The following is an 18,790-nucleotide window of genomic DNA, read 5'->3' as shown; positions in this document are numbered from 1 at the left end:
ATGGACGCGGACGTCGCCCGCTCGCTCGCGGACACCGGGGCGGACCTCGTGCTCGTGGGGCCCGGCGTCGAGCTGCTCGCCACCGTCACCCCGCAGCTGCAGCACGCCGGCCGCTCCCCCGGCACCGCACCACGCACGGCCGCGTGCACGGACCCCGACGCCCTGGCGGCCGGGAGCCTCACCTCGCCCGGCACGTCCTTCCGGCTGACGGACGACGCCACCGACGCCACCCTCTGCTTCGTCGACGACTCAGGGGCCGGGCACCTCGCCGTCCTCGAGGAGGACGGGCGGGACGTCCGCGTCCTCGACGACGCCACCGCCCTGACCAACGATGCCGTCACCACCGACGGGCACGCCGCCCTCGGGCTGCGCCTCCTCGGGCAGCACCCGGACCTCGTGTGGCTCGTCCCGGAACGACCCACCACCGTCGAGGAGGACCCGGGGATCGCCGGTCTCCTGCCGCCCTGGGCGGGGCCCCTCGCCCTCCAGCTCGGGCTCGTCGTGCTCGTCGCCGCCCTGTGGCGCGGCCGTCGGCTGGGCCGGCTCGCGTCGGAGGACCTGCCCGTGACGGTCCGCGCCTCGGAGACGACGGTGGGCCGCGGACGCCTCTACCGCCAGGCCCGCGCCCACGCGCACGCCGGCGCAGCGCTGCGCGCCGGGGCCGCGCACCGCATGGCGCAGCGCCTCGGACTGCCACGCACCACCGGGCCCGACGCGCTCGTCGCGACCGTCGCCCGGGCGGCCGACCGGCCCGCCGCCGACGTCGGCGCGCTCCTGTACGGACCACCCCCTGCGGGCGACGTCGAGCTGACGCGCCTCGCGACCGATCTCGACCACCTGGAGAGCGAGGTTCACCGCCCGTGAGCACCCCCGAGTCCCCCGTCCCGGCCACCTACGGCTCCACGCCGCAGGCTGCCACCCCCAGCGCCGACCTGCGCGCCACCATCGCGTCCGTCCGTGACGAGGTCGCCAAGGGCGTCGTCGGGCAGGACGCCGCCGTGACGAGCCTGCTCATCGCCCTGCTGTGCCGCGGGCACGTCCTCCTCGAGGGCGTGCCGGGCGTCGCCAAGACGCTCCTCGTGCGCACCCTCGCCGCGTCCCTGGACCTCGACACCAAGCGCGTCCAGTTCACGCCCGACCTCATGCCCGGCGACATCACCGGGTCGCTCGTGTACGACGCGAGGACGGCGGAGTTCAGCTTCCGTGAGGGCCCCGTCTTCACCAACCTGCTCCTCGCCGACGAGATCAACCGGACACCGCCCAAGACCCAGGCGTCCCTGCTCGAGGCCATGGAGGAGCGTCAGGTGAGCGTCGACGGCGAGCCCCTGCCGCTGCCCGACCCGTTCCTCGTCATCGCCACGCAGAACCCCGTCGAGTACGAGGGCACCTACCCGCTCCCCGAGGCCCAGCTCGACCGGTTCCTCCTCAAGCTCGTCCTCCCCCTGCCCGAGCGGGACCAGGAGATCGAGGTCCTCGCACGCCACGCCGCCGGGTTCGACCCCAGGAACCTCGCGGCGGCAGGTGTCCGGGCGACGACCACCGCCGAGGATCTCGAGCGCGCCCGCCAGGAGGTCGCCGCCGTGGAGGTCTCCCGCGAGGTCCTCGGGTACGTCGTCGACGTGTGCCGGGCCACCCGGCAGTCGCCGTCCCTGTCGCTCGGCGTCTCCCCCCGCGGGGCGACCGCGCTCCTCGCGACGTCGCGCGCCTGGGCGTGGCTCTCCGGGCGGTCGTTCGTCACGCCCGACGACGTCAAGGCGCTCGCCCACCCGACCCTGCGCCACCGGGTGCAGCTGCGCCCGGAGGCCGAGCTCGAGGGCGTGAGCGCGGAGAGCGTGCTGAGCACCGTCCTCGCGTCCGTGCCCGTCCCCCGCTGACGGGCGCTCGATGGTCCTGACCTGGCGCGCCGTCGCCCTCACCGCGATCGGGTGCGTCCCTGCCGTGTGGACGCAGAGCACCGGAGCCGTCCTCCTGTGGTCCCTCGCCGTCGTGGTCGTCTGCGTGGTCGACGCGCGCCTGGCGGCCGACCCGTCGGCCCTCGAGGTGCACCGCGACCTCCCGCGGGCCGTGCGACTCACCGAACGGACCCGGTCGACGCTCGTGGCGACGAACGCCGGGAGCCGCCCGCTGCGCGGGGTCGTCCGCGACGCGTGGCCACCCTCCGCCGGTGCCGGACCGGACCGGCACCCCGTGTCCGTCCCACCCGGGGAGTCCCGACGCCTCGTCACGCCGCTCGTCCCCGAGCGGCGCGGGGACCGCACCGCGGACCTCGTGACCGTCCGCACCCTGGGCCCGCTCGGGATCGCGGGGCGGCAGCGGTCCCGTCCCGTCCCCGGCACGCTCCGCGTGCTGCCGGAGTTCGCCTCCCGCAAGCACCTGCCCAGCCGCCTCGCACGGCTGCGGGAGATGGACGGCCGGGCAGCCGTCCAGGTCCGCGGCGAGGGCACGGAGTTCGACTCCCTGCGCGAGTACGTCATCGGCGACGACGTCCGGTCCATCGACTGGCGCGCGTCCGCCCGCGGGCGGGAGATGGTGGTGCGCACGTGGCGCCCCGAGCGCGACCGCCGGGTCCTCGTCGTCGTCGACACGTCCCGCACGTCCGCCGCGCGGGTCGGCGACCAGCCGCGCCTCGACGCGAGCATCGAGGCGGCCCTCCTCCTGGGCGCCCTCGCCGCCCGCGCCGGGGACCGCGTCGAGCTCCTCGCCTACGACCGCGCCGTCCGCGCCCGCGTCACCGGGGCCGCCGGACCGCGGCTGCTGCCCGCGCTCGCCGACGCCATGGCCCCGCTCGAGGCGTCGCTCGTCGAGGCCGACTGGGCCGGGCTGGTGGGGGCCGTCCAGGAACGCCTGTCGCAGCGCGCCCTCGTCGTGGTCCTGTCCACCCTCGACCCGTCCGCCGTCGAGAACGGGATCCTCCCCGTCGTGGACCAGCTCACCGGGTCCCACCAGGTGGTGCTCGCCTCCGTCGACGACCCCGACGTCGCCGACCTGCGCTCCTCTCGCGAGGACGCGGCCGCCGTGTTCGACGCGGCCGCCGCCGAGCGTGCCGAGCTCGAGCGCGGAGCAGCGACAATGGTCCTCAACCGCCGGGGCGTCGAGGTGGTCGCCGCCTCGCCGGACGACCTCGCACCACGCCTGGCGGACACGTACCTCGCCCTCAAGGCAGCAGGAAGGCTCTGATGCGTCTCACCCCGAACGGTTCCTCGTCCCGCCAACGTCGCACCCGACGGGTGGCGATCGCCGTCGTCGTCTCGATGGTCCTCGTGACCGCGGCCCCCGCCCTGTACCTGCTCGTCGCCTGATCAGCCGGCCACGGGCTGGACGTCCCCGGCGAGCCGCGCGTCGAGATCACCCGTGGCGCCGGCCGCGACGGCGCGGCGGCCGAGGACCAGGGTGTACGTCCAGAACGCGGCGAGCACCACGGCGCCGATGACGATCTTCAGCCACCACGGCAGCGTGGACCCGGTGACGAAGCCCTCGACGAGGCCCGAGACCCCGAGGACGACGACGAGGGCGATGGCGACCGTGAACAGGGCACGCCCCTCCTCGGCGACCGCGCGCGACCTGGACCGGTGGCCGGGCTCCACGAGCGTCCAGAAGAGCCGCAGCCCGGCCGCACCGGCGACGAAGATCGCCGTGAGCTCGAGGAGGCCGTGCGGGAGGATGAGCTGGAGGAACAGCCCGAGCTCGCCGTAGTGGGCCATCATGCCGCCGATCGCCCCGACCATGACGGCGTTCTGGACGAGCACGAACACCGGCCACACGCCGCTGATCCCGAACCCCACGGCCTGGGCGGCGATCCACGCGTTGTTGGTCCACACGACGGCCGCGAAGTCCGCACCGGGGTCGTAGTACGAGGCGAACGCCTCGTCGACGTACGCCTCACGGAAGCTCGGCGGCCCCACCGCGGCGAGCCCCTCGGGCGTGGACGCCACCCACACGCCTGCGACGACCGCGAGGAGCACGCACGCGAGGGTGACACCGTGGATCCACCAGCGCAGGCGGTACAGCGCCGCGGGCGCCGACTCCACGACGAAGGTGCGGACGTCACGCCACGCGGGCTCGTGCGCCCCGCTGATCCGGGTCCGGGCCCTGTTGAGGACGTCCGAGAGTCGTGCGACGAGCGCCGGGTCGGGCGCGGCGGAACGCACGGTCGACAGGTGCGTCGCGACCGACTGGTAGAGCCGCACGAGCTCGTCGGCCTCCGACCCGGAGAGCCGGCGTCGGCGGGAGAGGTCCGCGAGACGCTGCCACTGCGGCTCGTGCACTGCGGTGAAGGCGTCGAGGTCCACGGACGATACCCTGCCATACGACAGGTGACGGCGGGCAGCCGCGCACGCACGGGCCTCGCGCCCGCTACCCGGGAGGTCGGATGGACGGCGGGATCGTCATCGGCGAGGGCGTCGTCCTCGACGCGAGACCTGCGTCGTTCGCGACCCGCATGCTCGGCAGCCTCCTCGATCTCGCGGCGCAGGCCCTGGTCCTCGCGCTCCTCCTCTGGGGGGCCGTGGGCACCGTCCTCGTCTCCGGCCAGGACTTCGCGCCGGCCGTGCTCATCGCCGTGCTCGTCACCGTCATGGTGATCGTGCCCACCACCGTCGAGACCCTCACCCGTGGCCGGTCGCTGGGCAAGCTCGCGGCGGGCATCCGCGTCGTGCGGGACGACGGCGGACCCGTCCGCTTCCGGCACGCGTTCGTCCGTGCCCTCGCGGGCGTCGGGGAGCTGTGGCTCACCCTCGGGTCCGTGGCGCTCATCGCGTCCCTGAGCAACACGAAGGGACGGCGGGTCGGGGACATGCTCGCGGGGACGTACGCGGTGCGCGTCCGCGGTGGTCGGCAGGACCTCGCGCACGTCGTCATGCCCCCGCGGCTCGCCGCCTGGGCGGAGCACGCCGACATGCGACGCCTGCCCGACGGGCTGGCCCTCGCCGTGCGTCAGTTCCTGGGGCGGGTCGGCTCACTCAACCCCGCGTCGCGGGCCCGTGTCGGGAGCGACCTCGCCACCCGGCTCTCCCGGTACGTCGCCCCGCCACCCCCGGCGGGGACCCACCCGGAGGAGTTCTGCATGGCCGTCCTCGCGGAGCGACGGGACCGCGACTGGGTGCGCGCGCAGCGCACGCACGCGCTCGCGTCGGAGCAGGCAGAGGCCGTCCGGCGCCTGCCCTACGGCATCCCCGACCCGTCCTGACGACCGCGTAGGCTCGGGGCATGCGCCTCGGAGTGGTCGTCCTGCCCCAGTACCGATGGTCCGACGCGGCCCCGATCTGGCAGCGCGCCGAGGAGTACGGGTTCGACCACGCGTGGACGTACGACCATCTCGCGTGGCGCTCGCTCGCCGACGAGCCGTGGTTCGCGACGGTCCCGACGCTGGCGGCCGCGGCGCTCGTGACCTCCCGCATCCGCCTCGGCACGTGGGTCGCGTCACCGAACTTCCGTCACCCCGTGCCCTTCGCCAAGGAGCTCATGACGCTCGACGACATGAGCGACGGCCGCATGCTGCTCGGTGTCGGCGCGGGCGGGCTGGGCTTCGACGCCACCGTCCTCGGGTCACCGGTGCTCACGCCCCGCCTGCGGGTGGAGCGCCTCGACGAGTTCGTCCGGGTCCTCGACATGCTCCTCACCCTGCCCCTGGCATCGCACTCGGGCCGGTTCTACACCGCCGAGGAGGCGCGGAACGTGCCGGGGAGCGTGCAGACCCCCCGCATGCCGTTCCTCGTGGCTGCCAACGGGCCTCGCGCCATGGAGGTCGCGGTCCGCCGCGGCGAGGGGTGGGCCACGACGGGCGCGGAGAAGCAGGAGACCCTCGAGGACTGGTGGTCCTCCCTGGAGGTCCTCTCCGCCCGCTACACCCGGACCCTCGCCGAGGCGGGCCTGCCCGCCGACGCCCACCCCCGGTACCTGAGCATCGACTCCCACACGTACGCCCTGTCGAGCGCCGCGCACTTCTGGGGGCAGGTGGACCGCGCGGAGTCGCTCGGCTTCACGGACGTCGTCGTGCACTGGCCGCGCGCGGAGGGCATCTACGCCGGCGACGAGCGGGTCCTCGAGGAGGTCGCCGCGGGACGCCCTCGCTGAGGAGGGCTCAGGCGTTGAGCAGGCGCAGCACGGCGAGGACGCGTCGGTGGTCCCCCGCGTCGACCGGGAGGTCGAGCTTGGTGAAGATCGCCGAGACGTTCTTCTCGACGGCACCGTAGGACAGCACGAGACGTTCCGCGATGGCCGAGTTGGACCGCCCCTGCGCCATGAGCTCGAGGACCTCGCGCTCGCGTGGCGTGAGCCGCGACAGCCCGTCGTCCTTGTGCGACGCCCCCATGAGCTGCGTGACGACCTCGGGGTCGAGCACGGTCTGGCCTGCCGCGATGCGCTCGAGCGCGTCGAGGAAGTCCGACACGTCGGCGACACGGTCCTTGAGCAGGTACCCGACGCCACGGGCGTCACCGGTGAGGAGCTGGGTGGCGAACCTGCTCTCCACGTACTGGGAGAAGAGCAGGACCCCCTGCTCCGGACGTGCGGTCCGGATGGCGAGGACCGCCTGGAGGCCCTCGTCCGTGAAGGTCGGCGGCATGCGGATGTCGGCGACGACGACGTCCGGGGCGTCACCGGGTGCGAGGTCCTCGACGGCACGGAGGAGCTCCGCACCGTCCCCGACGGCCCCGACGACCTCGTGACCGCGGCGGGTGAGGAGCGCGACGAGGCCGTCCCGGAGGATGACGGAGTCTTCGGCGATGAGGATGCGCAACGCGGGGCCCTTCAGGAGATGTGGAGCGGCAGGACGACGGTGACGACGGTGGGGCCCCCGGGAGGGCTGGACAGCGCGAAGTCGCCGTCCACGGAGCGCACCCGCTCCGCGAGGCCGACGAGCCCGCTGTGGTGGCCCGCCACGTCGGGCACGAGGATGGCCGCCCCGCCCACGCCGTCGTCGCTGATCACGAGGTGCAGCGTACGGTCCCTCGCGGTGACGCGGACGTGGACGGCGGTGGCGCGCGCGTGCTTGATGGCGTTGGTGAGGAGCTCCGTCACGCAGAAGTAGGCGATGGTCTCGATGGCCTCGGCGGGGCGGGGGGCCGGCGGGCCGGGCAGGTCGACGTCGACGGTGACGGGCAGCGGGCTGCGTGCCCCGAGAGTCTCGAGCGCGACCGCGAGACCGTTGTCGAGGGCCGGCGGGTGGATGCCGCGCGCGAGCTCCCGGAGCTCGACGAGGGTCTCCTTGGTGGCCGTGTGGGCGGCGGAGATGAGGTCGGTGAGCTCCTCCGGCGTCCCGGAGGACACCGCCTGCTCCTTGGCCTCGCCGAGCTGCATGGCGATGGCCACGAGCCGGGCCTGCGTCCCGTCGTGGAGGTTCCGCTCGATGCGGCGCAGCGTGAGGTCCGCGTCCTCCACCGCCCTTCCGCGGGAGTGCTCGAGGCTGGCGACGCGCAGGCTCGCCGCGGTGGGACCGAGCAGGGCCTCTGCGAGGATCCTGTGGAGGTGGGCGAGGCCGCGGACCACGGCGGACCCGACGAACAGCAGGAGCACGCCGAGGAGCGCGAACGCCACGTACCGGGAGGGTGTGTCCACGAAGAACGAGGGGCCGAGCTGTGCACCACGGTGCATCTCGCCGTCCGTGCCCGGGGACGCCGGGAGGTACGGGCCCCAGATCCAGTGCGTGATCGCACCGAGGGGGGTGACGAGGAACGTCAGGGCGAGCGGGAGCGTCGCGAGCGACAGGAGGAACTGGAGGACGAGGAACGCCACCGCCCGCCACCCCGCGCCGTCGGAGACCATGGCCCAGATGGACCCCCACAGCCCTCGGCGCGGCCTGAAGGCGGGTGGGGACGCGATGTCCGCACGGAGCATGCCGCGCGCGAGGCCTCGGTCGAGGGCACCGAGCCCGCGTGCCCCGAGGACCATGCCGCCCAGCACGAAGCCCGCGCCGACGACGGTGACGAGGAGCCCCGCGGTGAGCGCGATCATCACGACGACGTAGACGGCGCCGACCACCGACCAGGGCATGACGACGAGGAGGAAGCCGAGCTCGCGCCACGTCCTGGCGGAGAACGGGCCCCGCCAGAAACCCACGTCCTCGAGCGGCCGGACGGCACGTCGACGCCGCAGGCCGGCCTGCGCGTCCCCGGCCGCCGCCTGTGGCTCCCTCACGTGCACGTCCGTCACCATGCCCTCATCCTGTCCACCCGTCGTCCTCGTGCCCAGGGGGTGGGCCGCCGCGGCGCACGGGGGACGTCCCCAGGACCGGGGCAGCCTGCCCCGGTCCTGGTCCCCGGCCTGGTCCGGTCCTGGTCCGGCCTGGTCCTCGTCCTGCCGGACCGGTCAGCGCCGTTGAGTGCCGGTCAGTACCGGTAGTGCTCGGCCTTGTAGGGCCCCGCGGCGTCGATGCCGAGGTACTCGGCCTGGGACTTGGTGAGCTCGGTGAGACGCACGCCGAGCGCGTCGAGGTGGAGACGGGCGACCTTCTCGTCGAGGAGCTTGGGGAGGCGGTAGACCTCGCGCCCGTAGCCGTCGTCCGTGCCGGCCTTGGTGAAGATCTCGATCTGTCCGATCACCTGGTTGGCGAAGGAGTTGCTCATGACGAAGGACGGGTGGCCGGTGGCGTTCCCGAGGTTGAGCAGGCGCCCCTCGGACAGGACGATGATCGACCGTCCGTCCGGGAAGGTCCACTCGTGGACCTGGGGCTTGATCTCCGTCCGCGAGACACCCGGCACGTCGGCGAGGCCGGCGATGTCGATCTCGTTGTCGAAGTGCCCGATGTTCCCGACGATGGCCTTGTCCTTCATCCCCGCGAGGTGCTCCGCGGTGATGACGTCCTTGTTGCCCGTGGTGGTGATGAAGAAGTCCGCCTGGTCGAGCACGTCCTCGATCCGGACCACCTGGTACCCGTCCATCGCCGCCTGGAGGGCGCAGATGGGGTCGATCTCGCTCACGACCACGCGTGCGCCCTGCCCGCGGAACGCCTCGGCCGCGCCCTTGCCGACGTCGCCGTAGCCGGCCACGAAGGCGACCTTCCCGCCCATGAGGACGTCGGTGGCCCGGTTGATGCCGTCGGGCAGGGAGTGCCGGATCCCGTACTTGTTGTCGAACTTCGACTTGGTGACGGAGTCGTTGACGTTGATCGCGGCGAACAGGAGCCGGCCGGCCTCGGCGAGCTGGTAGAGGCGGTGCACGCCGGTGGTGGTCTCCTCGGTGACGCCGAGGATCTGCTCGGCGATCGTCGACCACCGCAGCGGGTCGTCCTGCAGCGTGCGACGCAGCAGCCCCCGGACGACGTTGTTCTCGTCGGAGTGGTCGGGCTCGCCCGGTCGCGTGTCGGCGGGCACGGCCCCGACGCGCTCGTACGCCACGCCCTGGTGGACGAGGAGCGTGGCGTCCCCGCCGTCGTCGAGGATCATGTTCGGTCCCGTGGGGGTGGCGTCGTCCGTGACGGGCCACACGAGGATCTGCTCCGTGCACTCCCAGTACTCCTCGAGGGTCTCCCCCTTCCACGCGAACACGGGGACGCCCCGGGGGTCCTCCGGCGTGCCGGTCGGACCCACGACGATCGCGGCCGCCGCCTCGTCCTGGGTGGAGAAGATGTTGCACGACGCCCAGCGCACCTCGGCACCGAGGGCGGTGAGCGTCTCGATGAGGACGGCCGTCTGGACCGTCATGTGCAGCGAGCCCGCGATGCGTGCACCGCGGAGCGGCTGGCTCTCGCCGTACTCGGCGCGCAGCGCCATGAGGCCGGGCATCTCGTGCTCCGCGAGCCGGATCTGGTGGCGCCCGGACTCGGCGAGGGAGAGGTCGCGGACCTTGTACCGGCCGGGGACCTCGTCGAACCGCGAGGCGGAGGGTGCGGGCGTGGCGGACTGGGTGGCCTGGGTGGTCATTGCGCTCCGAGCTCAGACGTGACGGGTCACCTCCAGGGTACGACGCCTCGACGCGAGCGTGCGGCGACGACCAGCGAGAGGCAGATAGCAATGTTCCGGACATACCAGACTTCGCGTGAGCATCCGAGGTCACAGGGGCATAACGATTCCTGAGCATGCCGAGATGCTTGTCAGCGCGGGGTTCCGGGCAAAGGGACGTCCTCGGACAGGGCGCTCCGGGTCATGACACGGTCGACCTCGTCCCTCGGATGAGGCAACCTGGTAGTTGACCGATCAAGGACCGATTGGCCTGACCGAGCCCCCGGTACGCGGCCCTCCTGCGCGGCGAGCGTGGACACGACCCGTCGTGCACACCCCTCCTGCCCGCGATCCCCGGCCCGAGGCTCGGCCGTGCGGCTCCGGAGCCACCCGACACCCGTCGGCGGCCCGACCGTGCCACGGACCACGTCCGTGCAGGCCCGCAGCCCACCCCACCACCGGTGGGCCCTGAACGAGGTGACTAGTGACCGCAGTACGAGTGGACAGCGTCTACAAGGTCTTCGGACGCCGCCCGGAGGAAGCCGTGCGCGCCCTGCGCGACGGGGCCGGCCGCGACGACGTGACCAAGCACGGCACCGCCGCCGTCATCGACGCCAGCTTCGAGGTGGCGCCCGGCGAGATCTTCGTCGTCATGGGCCTGTCCGGATCCGGCAAGTCCACCCTCATCCGCATGCTCAACGGCCTGTGGAAGCCGACGTCGGGCACCGTCGAGGTGGGCGGCGCCGACCTCGCCACGCTCTCCGCCAAGGAGCTCCGCACGGTCCGCCAGACGTCCGTGAGCATGGTGTTCCAGCACTTCGCGCTGCTGCCCCACCGCACCGTCCTCGACAACGCCGCCTACCCGCTCGAGATCCAGGGCGTGGGCCGGGCCGAGCGGACCGAGAAGGCGATGACGTCGCTCGAGCTCGTCGGCCTCGGCGGCTGGGAGCACCACCTCCCCTCCCAGCTCTCCGGCGGGATGAGGCAGCGCGTCGGGCTCGCCCGCGCTCTCGCCGCCGACACCGACGTCCTGCTCATGGACGAGGCCTTCTCCGCGCTCGACCCCCTCATCCGCCGCGAGATGCAGGAACAGCTCGTCGAGCTCCAGCACAAGCTCGGCAAGACGATCATCTTCATCACCCACGACCTCAACGAGGCGATGTTCCTCGGCGACCGGATCGCCGTCATGCGCGACGGCCGCATCGTGCAGATCGGCACGAGCGAGGAGATCCTCTCCGACCCCGCGAACGACTACGTCGCCCAGTTCGTCGCGGACGTCGACCGCACCCGCGTCCTGACCGCCTCCACCCTCCTGCGCCGCCCCGCGGCCGTCACCCCCCTCACCGGCGGCCCCCGTCAGGCCCTGCACGCCATGAGCGAGGCGCAGGTCTCCTCGGCCTACGTCGTCGACCGCGCCCGGACGTTCCGCGGCGTCGTCCACGACCACGAGGTCGTCACCGCGCAGCGTGCCGGCGCCCAGGGCATCGAGGAGCTCGTCCACCCGCTCGAGACCGTCTCCCCCGACACGCCCCTCTCCGAGATGTTCGGCCCCGCAGCCGGGTCGACCCTCCCCGTGCCCGTGACCGACGACGACGGCCGACTCCTCGGCGTCGTCCCCCGCGTCGCCCTGCTCGAGGCGATGGTCCCCGCCTCCGCCGACGACGACGCCACCACCGACGAAGGGACCCCGTCATGACCCTCCTCGCCTCCTCCGGGATCCCCCGCCTGCCCCTCGGCGACGCGGTCTCCGACGCCGTCGACTGGATGACCACGACGTTCCGCGACCTCTTCGACCACGTCAAGGACGCCCTCCTGTGGTGCTACGACCTCCTCGAGGCCGTCCTCACCACCCCGTCGTTCTGGTGGGTCGCCCTCGCGCTCACCGCGCTCGCGTTCTTCGCCAAGGGCTGGCGACTGGCCGTCACCGCCCTCCTCGGGTTCGTCGTCATCCAGGCCGTCGACCAGTGGGACAACGCGATGCTCTCCCTCGCGCTCGTCCTCATCGCCTCCGCCATCGCGCTCGCGGTGGCGATCCCGCTGGGCATCTGGACGGCGCACGACGACCGTGTGTCCCGGGTCGTCCGTCCCGTCCTCGACTTCATGCAGACCATGCCCGGGTTCGTGTACCTCATCCCGACGGTGCTCATCTTCCGCGCCGGCGTGGTGCCCGGGCTCGTCGCCACGGTGATCTTCGCCCTCGCCCCCGGTGTGCGCTTCACGGAGCTCGGCATCCGGCAGGTCGACAAGGAGGTGGTCGAGGCCGGCCACGCCTTCGGCGCCAGCGACGGGCGCATCCTGCGCCAGATCCAGCTCCCCCTGGCCATGCCCACGATCATGGCCGGGGTCAACCAGGTCATCATGCTCTCGCTGTCGATGGTCGTCATCTCCGGCCTCGTCGGCGCCCCCGGTCTCGGCCAGGAGGTCGTGGGATCCGTCCAGCGCGTCAACGTGGCGCTCGGCTTCGAGGCCGGGATCTCCGTGGTCATCCTCGCGATCTTCCTCGACCGCGTCACCTCGGCGCTCGGGGACCGGTCGAGCATCGCCCGGGCGTCGAAGGCCTCCGCCTAGCCCGTCCTGAACCTCACGCCCAGGCCCGGCGGGCCGGGGCGTCGCCCGCACCACCCGCCAACCCACGGCGGCGAGTCATCAGGACCCGCTGCCAGCAGGAAGGAAACAATGTTCAACCGCACCGCACGCCGCACCACGATCGTCGCCTCCGGGCTCGCGCTCACCCTCGGCCTGGCAGCCTGCTCCTCCGACTCGTCGGAGGCGACCGACGAGGACGCCCCCCGCCTGGAGAACGGTGACCTCACGAACCTGTCCATCGGGATCCACTCCGGGTGGGACGAGGGCATCGCCGTGTCGCACCTCTTCAAGGTCATGCTCGAGGAGGAGGGCTACACCGTCGAGGCGGAGGTCGCCGACCCGGGCATCGTCTACACGAGCGTCGCCGGCGGCGACTACGACGTGAACTTCGACATGTGGCTGCCCGCGACGCACGCCGACTACCTCGAGCAGTACGGCGAGGACCTCGAGCAGCTCGGCGTCTGGTACGACGACGCGAAGCTCACCATCGCCGTGAACGAGGACTCCCCCGCCACGTCGCTCGCCGACCTCGCCGAGAACGCGGACGCCTACGGCAACCGTCTGGTGGGGATCGAGGCGGGCGCAGGCCTCACCCGCATCACCGAGGACGAGGTCATCCCGACGTACGAGCTCGAGGGGATGGACTACGTCATCTCCTCGACGCCCACCATGCTCGCCGAGCTCAAGGGGGCGACGGACGCCGGCGAGAACGTCGCCGTCACCCTGTGGCGCCCGCACTGGGCGTACGACGAGTACCCGATCCGCGACCTCGAGGACCCCGAGGGCGCCCTCGGCGACGCCGAGGAGATCCACACCGTGGGTCGCACCGGGTTCGCCGAGGACTACCCGACCGTCGCGTCCTGGATCGCCGCGTTCACGCTGACCGACGAGCAGCTCTTCTCCCTGGAGAACCTCATGTTCAACGAGAACGAGGGAACCCAGAACGACGAGTCGGCCGCTCAGTGGCTCGAGGAGAACCCCGACTTCGTCGAGGACCTCAAGGCAGCCGCGGAGGGCTGATCCCCACCTCCTGAGAACGACGGCGAGGGCCGGGTGTCATCACGACACCCGGCCCTCGTCGTCCGTCGGGCGGCAGGTCACCCGGCGGACCGGTGGTGCTGGCTAGCGGGACACGCCCGCGCCGAGGGCGTCACGCTGCGGCAGGGGGGCACGGTCCCACGCACTGGCGGGGCCGGCGATCCCGAGACCGCTGAGCGCGCTCTGGCTGTTGAGGAACTCGCTGCCCTCGGTGGCCTGGTAGAGGGCACGGACGGTGTAGCGACCTGCCTCGAAGTCCGAGGGCAGCTGGACGGAGACGGAGGCCGATCCCGGCCACCCGCTGTCGTCCCCGGCGTTGTTGAGGAAGACGGTACGGGTGCTCACGGCGATCCCGTCCCGGTTGAAGACGGAGACCGTGACCATTCCGGTCGGGGTGCCGACGTCGGCGGCCACCCGGACGTTCGCGACCGGCGCGAACCCGGGCCAGGCAGGCTGCACCTGGAGGGAGGTCGAGGTGTAGACCGACGCGGGGTAGTCCACGGCGGTCGCTGATGAGGTGGCGAGCGGGGCGACGACGAGCGCGAGGGCTGCCGTCAGCACCACGAGGATCTTCTTGAGCATGAGGACTGCTTCCGTCAGAGGGACATCGGTGGCGGCCAGCAATCGGCCTGTTGGGACATCCGGGACGAACCCGAATTGGCACCCAGCGTATTTCACGTCCGACGCGCGAGCAGCATCTCTCCCCGAATTTTCCCAGAGTTCAGACATCTTCCACCCAGCCTCGTCAGGTACGTGGCAAGACGGCCGCGGCCGGCGTGAGATCCGCAGCATCTAGCGGTTTCAGGTGTTCCTACGCACCCTCTCCGGCACGCACGAAGAAGCAATGCCTCACCTACCTGAATTCACTGAACAATGGTCATTGGACCGGGGTACGTTATTCTTTGACGACAGTTCCTCGGGGCGGCGCCATCGCGCCGCAGGTCACAGCGCCGCGACGTTTTATCACCCGTCCGCCCGGGCCCGACCACCGGCCGGACCGGCCCTCCAGCCCGGATCGCCCGATTTCACCCGATGCGGACCGTGTACCGACCGTGCGCCGACCGATGCCCGGACGCACGACGCCGCCCCGAGCACGAGGCACGGGGCGGCGTCGGAGGTCCCGGCCGGACCGGGTCCGGGGCTGCGCGGACGAGAGCGAGGACGACGTCAGGCGGCCTGCACGACGTTGCGCAGGTCCGGCTCCAGGTAGATCTGCAGGTCGAGGTCCACCGCCGCGCGCACCCGGGTCTCCGCGGCGTCGATCGCATCGGCGACCGCGGCGGCCGTCTGCTCGCCCGCGACCTCGATCTTCGCCGCGACGAGCAGCTCCTCGGGGCCGAGGTGAAGGGTCTTGAGGTGGATGACGGAGGAGACGCCGGGCCCGACGAGCGCCGCGCGCACGGCCCGGACGTGGTCCGGGGTGGCGGACTCGCCGAGCAGGAGGGACTTCGTCTCGAGCGCGAGGACCACGGCGATGACGACGAGCAGCACGCCGATGCACGCGGTCCCCGCCGCGTCCCAGCGGCCGTCGCCCGTGAGCAGGGTCAGGCTCACGCCGCCCAGGGCCAGGACGAGCCCGACGAGCGCACCGAGGTCCTCGAGGAGCACCACCGGGAGCTCGGGCGCCTTCGCGGTCCGCACGAACTGCGTCCACGACTGCTTTCCGCGCACCAGGTTGGACTCCTGGATGGCCGTGCGGAACGAGAACGACTCCATGACGATCGCCGCGACGAGGACCGTGACCGGCACCCAGTGCCACGACTCGATCCCGTGCGGGTCCGACCACTTGTGGTACGCCTCGTAGAGGGCGAACAGCCCACCCACGCTGAAGAGCACGATCGACACGATGAAGGCGTAGATGTACCTCTCGCGCCCGTACCCGAACGGGTGCTCCTCGTCGGGCGCCCGCTTCGCACGGCGTCCCCCGAGGAGAAGGAGCGCCTGGTTTCCCGAGTCCGCGAGCGAGTGGACGGACTCCGCGAGCATGGACGAGGAGTGCGTGAGGAGGTAGGCGACGAACTTCGTCACCGCGATCCCCAGGTTGGCGACCAGCGCCGCGATGATCGCCTTGGACCCGCCGTGTGCGGACATGGGAGCTCCAGCTCGTGTGTGGTGGGGACGTGCAGGGGGTGGCGCAGGGGCGCCGGTACGCCCAGTTCCTCCGGGCGCCGAAGCGCCCGCGACCTACAGGGGGCGGGCGTCCTCGACGAGGAGCACGGGGATGCCGTCGCGGACCGGGTAGGCCAGCGGGTCGCTGCTCGCGGTGGAGTGCAGCTCGGGCTCGCCGAGCGGGCCGGAACCGTCGACGAGCTCGGCTCCCGAGGCGGGGCAGCGCAGGATGCTGCGCACCCACGGGTCGAGAGGGAAGGGCCCTCGGGGGGCGTCCCCGCGTCCGGTGGTCGTCATCGCTGCTCCTCGTCGGTGGTCTCCTCGGCGCGGACGAGCGACAGGACGTCGTCGCGCACCTTGACCATGATGTCCTCGTCCGCCGCCTCGACGTTGAGCCGGAGCAACGGCTCCGTGTTCGAGGCCCGCAGGTTGAACCACCACTGCGGGTGGGAGTCCCAGTGCGAGACGGTGAGACCGTCGAGCTCGTCGACGGTCACCGGCCCGGCCCCCTCCTGCGTCACGTACGCCTCGACGACGCGCGCCCGGGCCGCGGGCACGTCGTCGATGCGCGAGTTGATCTCGCCGCTCGCCACGTACGGCTCGTACATCTCGGCGAGGGCGGAGAGCGGGTGGGGCTGCTCCCCGAGGGCGGCGAGGACGTGCAGCGCGGCGAGCATGCCGGTGTCGGCGAAGAAGAAGTCGCGGAAGTAGTAGTGGGCGCTGTGCTCGCCCCCGAACACGGCACGGTGCTCCGCCATGGTCGCCTTGATGAAGGAGTGCCCGACCCGCGTGCGGACCACGGTGGCGCCCGCGGCGCCCAGGAGGTCCGGGACGGCCGCGGACGTGATCAGGTTGTGGATGACGGTGGGCTGGCGACCTTCCGCCTGCTCGCGGGCCACCTCGCGCAGACCGACGAGCGCGGTGATGGCGGACGGGCTCACGGCACGCCCCTGCTCGTCGACCACGAAGCACCGGTCGGCGTCGCCGTCGAAGGCCAGGCCGATGTCCGCGCCGTGCTCGACGACGGCCGCCTGGAGGTCGACGAGGTTGGCCGGCTCGAGCGGGTTGGCCTCGTGGTTGGGGAACGAGCCGTCGAGCTCGAAGTACAGGGGGACGACGTCCAGCGGCAGCGCGGGAAGACCGGCCTCGGTGCCGAGCACGGCAGGGACCGTGTGGCCGCCCATGCCGTTGCCCGCGTCGACGACGACCTTGAGAGGCCGGATACCCGAGATGTCGACGAGCCCCCGGAGGAACGCCGCGTAGTCGGCGAGCATCGAGCGCTCGGTCACCTGGCCGAGCTGGGTCGCGGGACCCGGGAGACCGTACGTGAGGTACTGCTCGGCGAGCTCTCGGACCCGCGTCAGCCCCGTGTCCTGGCCGACCGGCCTCGCGCCAGCGCGGCACAGCTTGATGCCGTTGTACTCGGCGGGGTTGTGGCTCGCGGTGAACATGGCCCCGGGCACGCCGAGCGTGCCGGACGCGTGATAGAGCCCGTCGGTGGAGCACAGCCCGATGTTCACGACGTCGATCCCCGCCGCGGTGAGCCCGCGCGTGAACGCCTCGACGAGGGCCGGACCGGACTCGCGCATGTCGTGCCCGACGACCACGCGCGGGCGACCCATGGTGCCCGTGGTGGGCGTCTCGAGCGCAGCGGGCGTCGCGTCGCCCGCGTCACCCGCGTCCGGGATGACCACGGCCGTCGCGAAGCCTGCACCGATCGCCTCGGCCACGTCGGGACCGAAGGGGCTCGGTACCGTGCCCCGGACGTCGTAGGACTTGATGAGACCGGACAGGTCGACCGGCTGGGCGGACGCGTCCGAGGTCACCGGCTGAGCCGGTCGCGCGGTGGGTTCCATGGAGGGAAGCCTACTGGTCCAGCCCCTCCGGGGCTGCCGGTGACGTCGAGGGGGGCGTGGGCGCGTCCGGTTCGCTCCCGGCCTCGCCGAGGACCGTCGCCCTGCTCAGCTCGCGGCCGTCGTCGGCCGCGTAGTAGCCGGACCGCTCGCAGTCGTGGCAGGAGACGAACACGGCCGGCACGGCGCTCCGCGTGGGCAGGCTGAGCCGGGTGAGCGAGCCGGAGGAGCACGCCGGGCAGAGAGCAGGACCGGGGACGGGGCCGCGGGGCTGGCTCAGCGAGCCGAGCGGCGTCTCGGGTTCGACCGCCTTGCGGCGTCGCGGACGTGGACGTGGCTCGGCCGGCACGGGTCAGCCCTCGCCGCGCAGGATCCGCAGGTGGCCCCGACGGGCGACCTCCCCGTCCTGGACGGGGGCCGGGTCGGCGAGGTGCCGGGGCCTGCCCGCCTCGCGCACGGCGTCGGCGAGGGCGGCGAGGTCGTCCTGGGACGGGCCGGGCTCGGTCGTGGGAGAGGAGAGACGGACGACCTCCCACCCGCGGGGGGCGGTGAGTCGGCCGGAGTGGACCTCGCACAGGTCGTAGCTGTGGGGCTCGGCCATGAGGGCGAGGGGCCCGAGGACCGCCGTGGAGTCCGAGTACACGTAGGTGAGGGTCGCCACTGCGGCACGCGCACAGGCGGTTCGGGAGCATTGACGCACTGATCTCACGAGAGGACGGTACATCGCCCGCCCGCCTTCCGGGCCATCCCACGCCGTGCAGGTAGGGGTGTGTCCGTCGCGGCTAGGGTGATGTGCATGGACGAGACCACCGGGCGGGACGAGGGCTCAGGACACCCGGGGCAGGGTTCGCTGCTCCCCGTCGGTGCCGGCGGTGCCGACGGGGAGCAGCGCCCGGGTGGCGCACCCGCACGCCGCAGCCGCCGCGACAGGCGTGGGCGAGGTGTCCGTGGGTTGCTCCTGCCGGTGGCGGCGCCCGGCTACCGCACGCGCGCCGAGCGGTTCGACGAGGCCGTGCTGGCCACCGTGGAACGGCTCGAGAAGGCCTGGGGGCGCGAGCTCGCCGGGACGGAGTTCGCGGTGGAGGACGTCCCGCCGTCCGACCCGTCGCCCTGGGAGACGGGTGGCGTCCCGATGGGCCGGTACTTCCCCGCGGAGTCGGGCCAGCCAGGCAGGGTGGTGGTGTACAGGCGCCCCGTGGAGAACAGGGCCGTGGGCCCGTCGGACGTCGTCGAGCTGGTGCGCGACGTCGTGGTGGAGCAGGTGGCGCACCTGCTGGCCCGGTCCCCCGAGGAGATCGACCCGCACTACCGCGACCTGGGCTGAGCGCG

Annotated in this window: 20 protein-coding genes; 10 read left to right on the top strand and 10 right to left on the bottom strand. The window is 72.6% G+C overall.

The genetic code is table 11. From position 1 onward, the window contains the following. From JAV76_RS07285 to JAV76_RS15115, 4 genes are all read left to right on the top strand, one after another. Positions 1-864 (top strand): DUF4350 domain-containing protein (locus JAV76_RS07285; protein ID WP_198733355.1); only part of this gene is annotated, 864 nt, incomplete at its 5' end. Between the two features lie 68 nt (positions 865-932). Next, positions 933-1,874: an AAA family ATPase gene (locus JAV76_RS07280; protein ID WP_230402015.1), complete on the top strand. Its 942-nt coding sequence runs from the start codon at positions 933-935 to the stop codon at positions 1,872-1,874. Positions 1,875-1,884: 10 nt separating this feature from the next. Beyond that, complete coding sequence (locus JAV76_RS07275; RefSeq protein WP_198733353.1) at positions 1,885-3,177, top strand: DUF58 domain-containing protein; 1,293 nt, start codon at positions 1,885-1,887, stop codon at positions 3,175-3,177. After that, positions 3,177-3,299 (top strand): hypothetical protein, encoded by a 123-nt coding sequence (locus tag JAV76_RS15115; RefSeq protein WP_268922192.1) that lies wholly within the window; start codon positions 3,177-3,179, stop codon positions 3,297-3,299. Before JAV76_RS07275 ends, JAV76_RS15115 begins: the two co-directional genes overlap by 1 nt. Here the strand turns inward: JAV76_RS15115 and JAV76_RS07270 are convergent, their stop codons facing one another. Continuing rightward, complete coding sequence (locus JAV76_RS07270) at positions 3,300-4,289, bottom strand: stage II sporulation protein M (protein ID WP_198733352.1); 990 nt, start codon at positions 4,287-4,289, stop codon at positions 3,300-3,302. Positions 4,290-4,369: 80 nt separating this feature from the next. On the opposite strand from JAV76_RS07270, the gene JAV76_RS07265 reads away from it, so the two are divergent. Continuing rightward, on the top strand, positions 4,370-5,185 hold the full coding sequence (locus JAV76_RS07265; RefSeq protein ID WP_198733351.1) for an RDD family protein: 816 nt from the start codon (positions 4,370-4,372) through the stop codon (positions 5,183-5,185). A gap of 20 nt (positions 5,186-5,205) precedes the next feature. Continuing rightward, the gene (locus JAV76_RS07260) at positions 5,206-6,072 is read left to right on the top strand and encodes an LLM class flavin-dependent oxidoreductase (RefSeq protein WP_198733350.1); all 867 of its coding nucleotides are present in this window, start codon (positions 5,206-5,208) and stop codon (positions 6,070-6,072) included. A 7-nt stretch (positions 6,073-6,079) separates the two neighbouring features. On the opposite strand, the gene JAV76_RS07255 is transcribed toward JAV76_RS07260, so the two are convergent. The 3 genes from JAV76_RS07255 to ahcY form a co-directional block, all read right to left on the bottom strand. Beyond that, positions 6,080-6,736: a response regulator gene (locus JAV76_RS07255; protein ID WP_198733349.1), complete on the bottom strand. Its 657-nt coding sequence runs from the start codon at positions 6,734-6,736 to the stop codon at positions 6,080-6,082. Positions 6,737-6,747: 11 nt separating this feature from the next. Continuing rightward, positions 6,748-8,133: a sensor histidine kinase gene (locus tag JAV76_RS07250; RefSeq protein WP_307844065.1), complete on the bottom strand. Its 1,386-nt coding sequence runs from the start codon at positions 8,131-8,133 to the stop codon at positions 6,748-6,750. 191 nt (positions 8,134-8,324) lie between these two features. Then, complete coding sequence (gene ahcY / locus JAV76_RS07245; RefSeq protein ID WP_198733347.1) at positions 8,325-9,857, bottom strand: adenosylhomocysteinase; 1,533 nt, start codon at positions 9,855-9,857, stop codon at positions 8,325-8,327. A 502-nt stretch (positions 9,858-10,359) separates the two neighbouring features. On the opposite strand from ahcY, the gene JAV76_RS07240 reads away from it, so the two are divergent. The 3 genes from JAV76_RS07240 (at position 10,360) to JAV76_RS07230 (ending at position 13,481) form a co-directional block, all read left to right on the top strand. After that, entirely contained in the window at positions 10,360-11,571 is a 1,212-nt protein-coding gene (locus tag JAV76_RS07240) for a quaternary amine ABC transporter ATP-binding protein (protein ID WP_198733346.1), read from the top strand. Beyond that, positions 11,568-12,443 carry an ABC transporter permease gene (locus tag JAV76_RS07235; protein WP_198733345.1) on the top strand — a complete coding sequence of 292 codons (876 nt, stop codon included), beginning with the start codon at positions 11,568-11,570 and terminating at the stop codon, positions 12,441-12,443. Before JAV76_RS07240 ends, JAV76_RS07235 begins: the two co-directional genes overlap by 4 nt. Positions 12,444-12,551: 108 nt before the next feature. After that, on the top strand, positions 12,552-13,481 hold the full coding sequence (locus tag JAV76_RS07230; RefSeq protein WP_198733344.1) for a glycine betaine ABC transporter substrate-binding protein: 930 nt from the start codon (positions 12,552-12,554) through the stop codon (positions 13,479-13,481). A gap of 102 nt (positions 13,482-13,583) precedes the next feature. On the opposite strand, the gene JAV76_RS07225 is transcribed toward JAV76_RS07230, so the two are convergent. The 6 genes from JAV76_RS07225 to JAV76_RS07200 form a co-directional block, all read right to left on the bottom strand. Next, positions 13,584-14,081, bottom strand: a complete 498-nt coding sequence (locus tag JAV76_RS07225) for a hypothetical protein (RefSeq protein WP_198733343.1) — start codon at positions 14,079-14,081, stop codon at positions 13,584-13,586. Positions 14,082-14,666: 585 nt separating this feature from the next. Further along, the gene (locus JAV76_RS07220; RefSeq protein WP_198733342.1) at positions 14,667-15,590 is read right to left on the bottom strand and encodes a cation diffusion facilitator family transporter; all 924 of its coding nucleotides are present in this window, start codon (positions 15,588-15,590) and stop codon (positions 14,667-14,669) included. A gap of 93 nt (positions 15,591-15,683) precedes the next feature. Beyond that, on the bottom strand, positions 15,684-15,905 hold the full coding sequence (locus JAV76_RS07215; RefSeq protein ID WP_198733341.1) for a Trm112 family protein: 222 nt from the start codon (positions 15,903-15,905) through the stop codon (positions 15,684-15,686). Then, the gene (locus tag JAV76_RS07210; protein WP_198733340.1) at positions 15,902-17,464 is read right to left on the bottom strand and encodes a phosphomannomutase/phosphoglucomutase; all 1,563 of its coding nucleotides are present in this window, start codon (positions 17,462-17,464) and stop codon (positions 15,902-15,904) included. Before JAV76_RS07210 ends, JAV76_RS07215 begins: the two co-directional genes overlap by 4 nt. 10 nt (positions 17,465-17,474) lie before the next feature. Further along, on the bottom strand, positions 17,475-17,810 hold the full coding sequence (locus tag JAV76_RS07205; RefSeq protein ID WP_198733339.1) for a hypothetical protein: 336 nt from the start codon (positions 17,808-17,810) through the stop codon (positions 17,475-17,477). A 3-nt stretch (positions 17,811-17,813) separates the two neighbouring features. After that, positions 17,814-18,170, bottom strand: a complete 357-nt coding sequence (locus tag JAV76_RS07200; RefSeq protein WP_307844064.1) for a DUF3499 domain-containing protein — start codon at positions 18,168-18,170, stop codon at positions 17,814-17,816. 87 nt (positions 18,171-18,257) lie between these two features. On the opposite strand from JAV76_RS07200, the gene JAV76_RS07195 reads away from it, so the two are divergent. Then, positions 18,258-18,785, top strand: a complete 528-nt coding sequence (locus tag JAV76_RS07195; RefSeq protein ID WP_198733337.1) for a metallopeptidase family protein — start codon at positions 18,258-18,260, stop codon at positions 18,783-18,785. Positions 18,786-18,790 lie beyond the last annotated feature (5 nt).

The organism is Sanguibacter suaedae (genome assembly GCF_016342785.1).
Lineage (GTDB): Bacteria > Actinomycetota > Actinomycetes > Actinomycetales > Cellulomonadaceae > Sanguibacter > Sanguibacter suaedae.
This window is presented reverse-complemented; position numbering and strand designations above follow the sequence as displayed.

Coding starts and splice junctions, on each gene's coding strand:
- JAV76_RS07275 (WP_198733353.1), top strand. CDS start 1,885: ATGGTCCTGACCTGGCGCGCCGTCGCCCTCACCGCGATCGGGTGCGTC.
- JAV76_RS15115 (WP_268922192.1), top strand. CDS start 3,177: ATGCGTCTCACCCCGAACGGTTCCTCGTCCCGCCAACGTCGCACCCGA.
- JAV76_RS07265 (WP_198733351.1), top strand. CDS start 4,370: ATGGACGGCGGGATCGTCATCGGCGAGGGCGTCGTCCTCGACGCGAGA.
- JAV76_RS07260 (WP_198733350.1), top strand. CDS start 5,206: ATGCGCCTCGGAGTGGTCGTCCTGCCCCAGTACCGATGGTCCGACGCG.
- ahcY (WP_198733347.1), bottom strand. CDS start 9,857: ATGACCACCCAGGCCACCCAGTCCGCCACGCCCGCACCCTCCGCCTCG.
- JAV76_RS07235 (WP_198733345.1), top strand. CDS start 11,568: ATGACCCTCCTCGCCTCCTCCGGGATCCCCCGCCTGCCCCTCGGCGAC.
- JAV76_RS07230 (WP_198733344.1), top strand. CDS start 12,552: ATGTTCAACCGCACCGCACGCCGCACCACGATCGTCGCCTCCGGGCTC.
- JAV76_RS07225 (WP_198733343.1), bottom strand. CDS start 14,081: ATGCTCAAGAAGATCCTCGTGGTGCTGACGGCAGCCCTCGCGCTCGTC.
- JAV76_RS07220 (WP_198733342.1), bottom strand. CDS start 15,590: ATGTCCGCACACGGCGGGTCCAAGGCGATCATCGCGGCGCTGGTCGCC.
- JAV76_RS07215 (WP_198733341.1), bottom strand. CDS start 15,905: ATGACGACCACCGGACGCGGGGACGCCCCCCGAGGGCCCTTCCCTCTC.
- JAV76_RS07210 (WP_198733340.1), bottom strand. CDS start 17,464: ATGGAACCCACCGCGCGACCGGCTCAGCCGGTGACCTCGGACGCGTCC.
- JAV76_RS07195 (WP_198733337.1), top strand. CDS start 18,258: ATGGACGAGACCACCGGGCGGGACGAGGGCTCAGGACACCCGGGGCAG.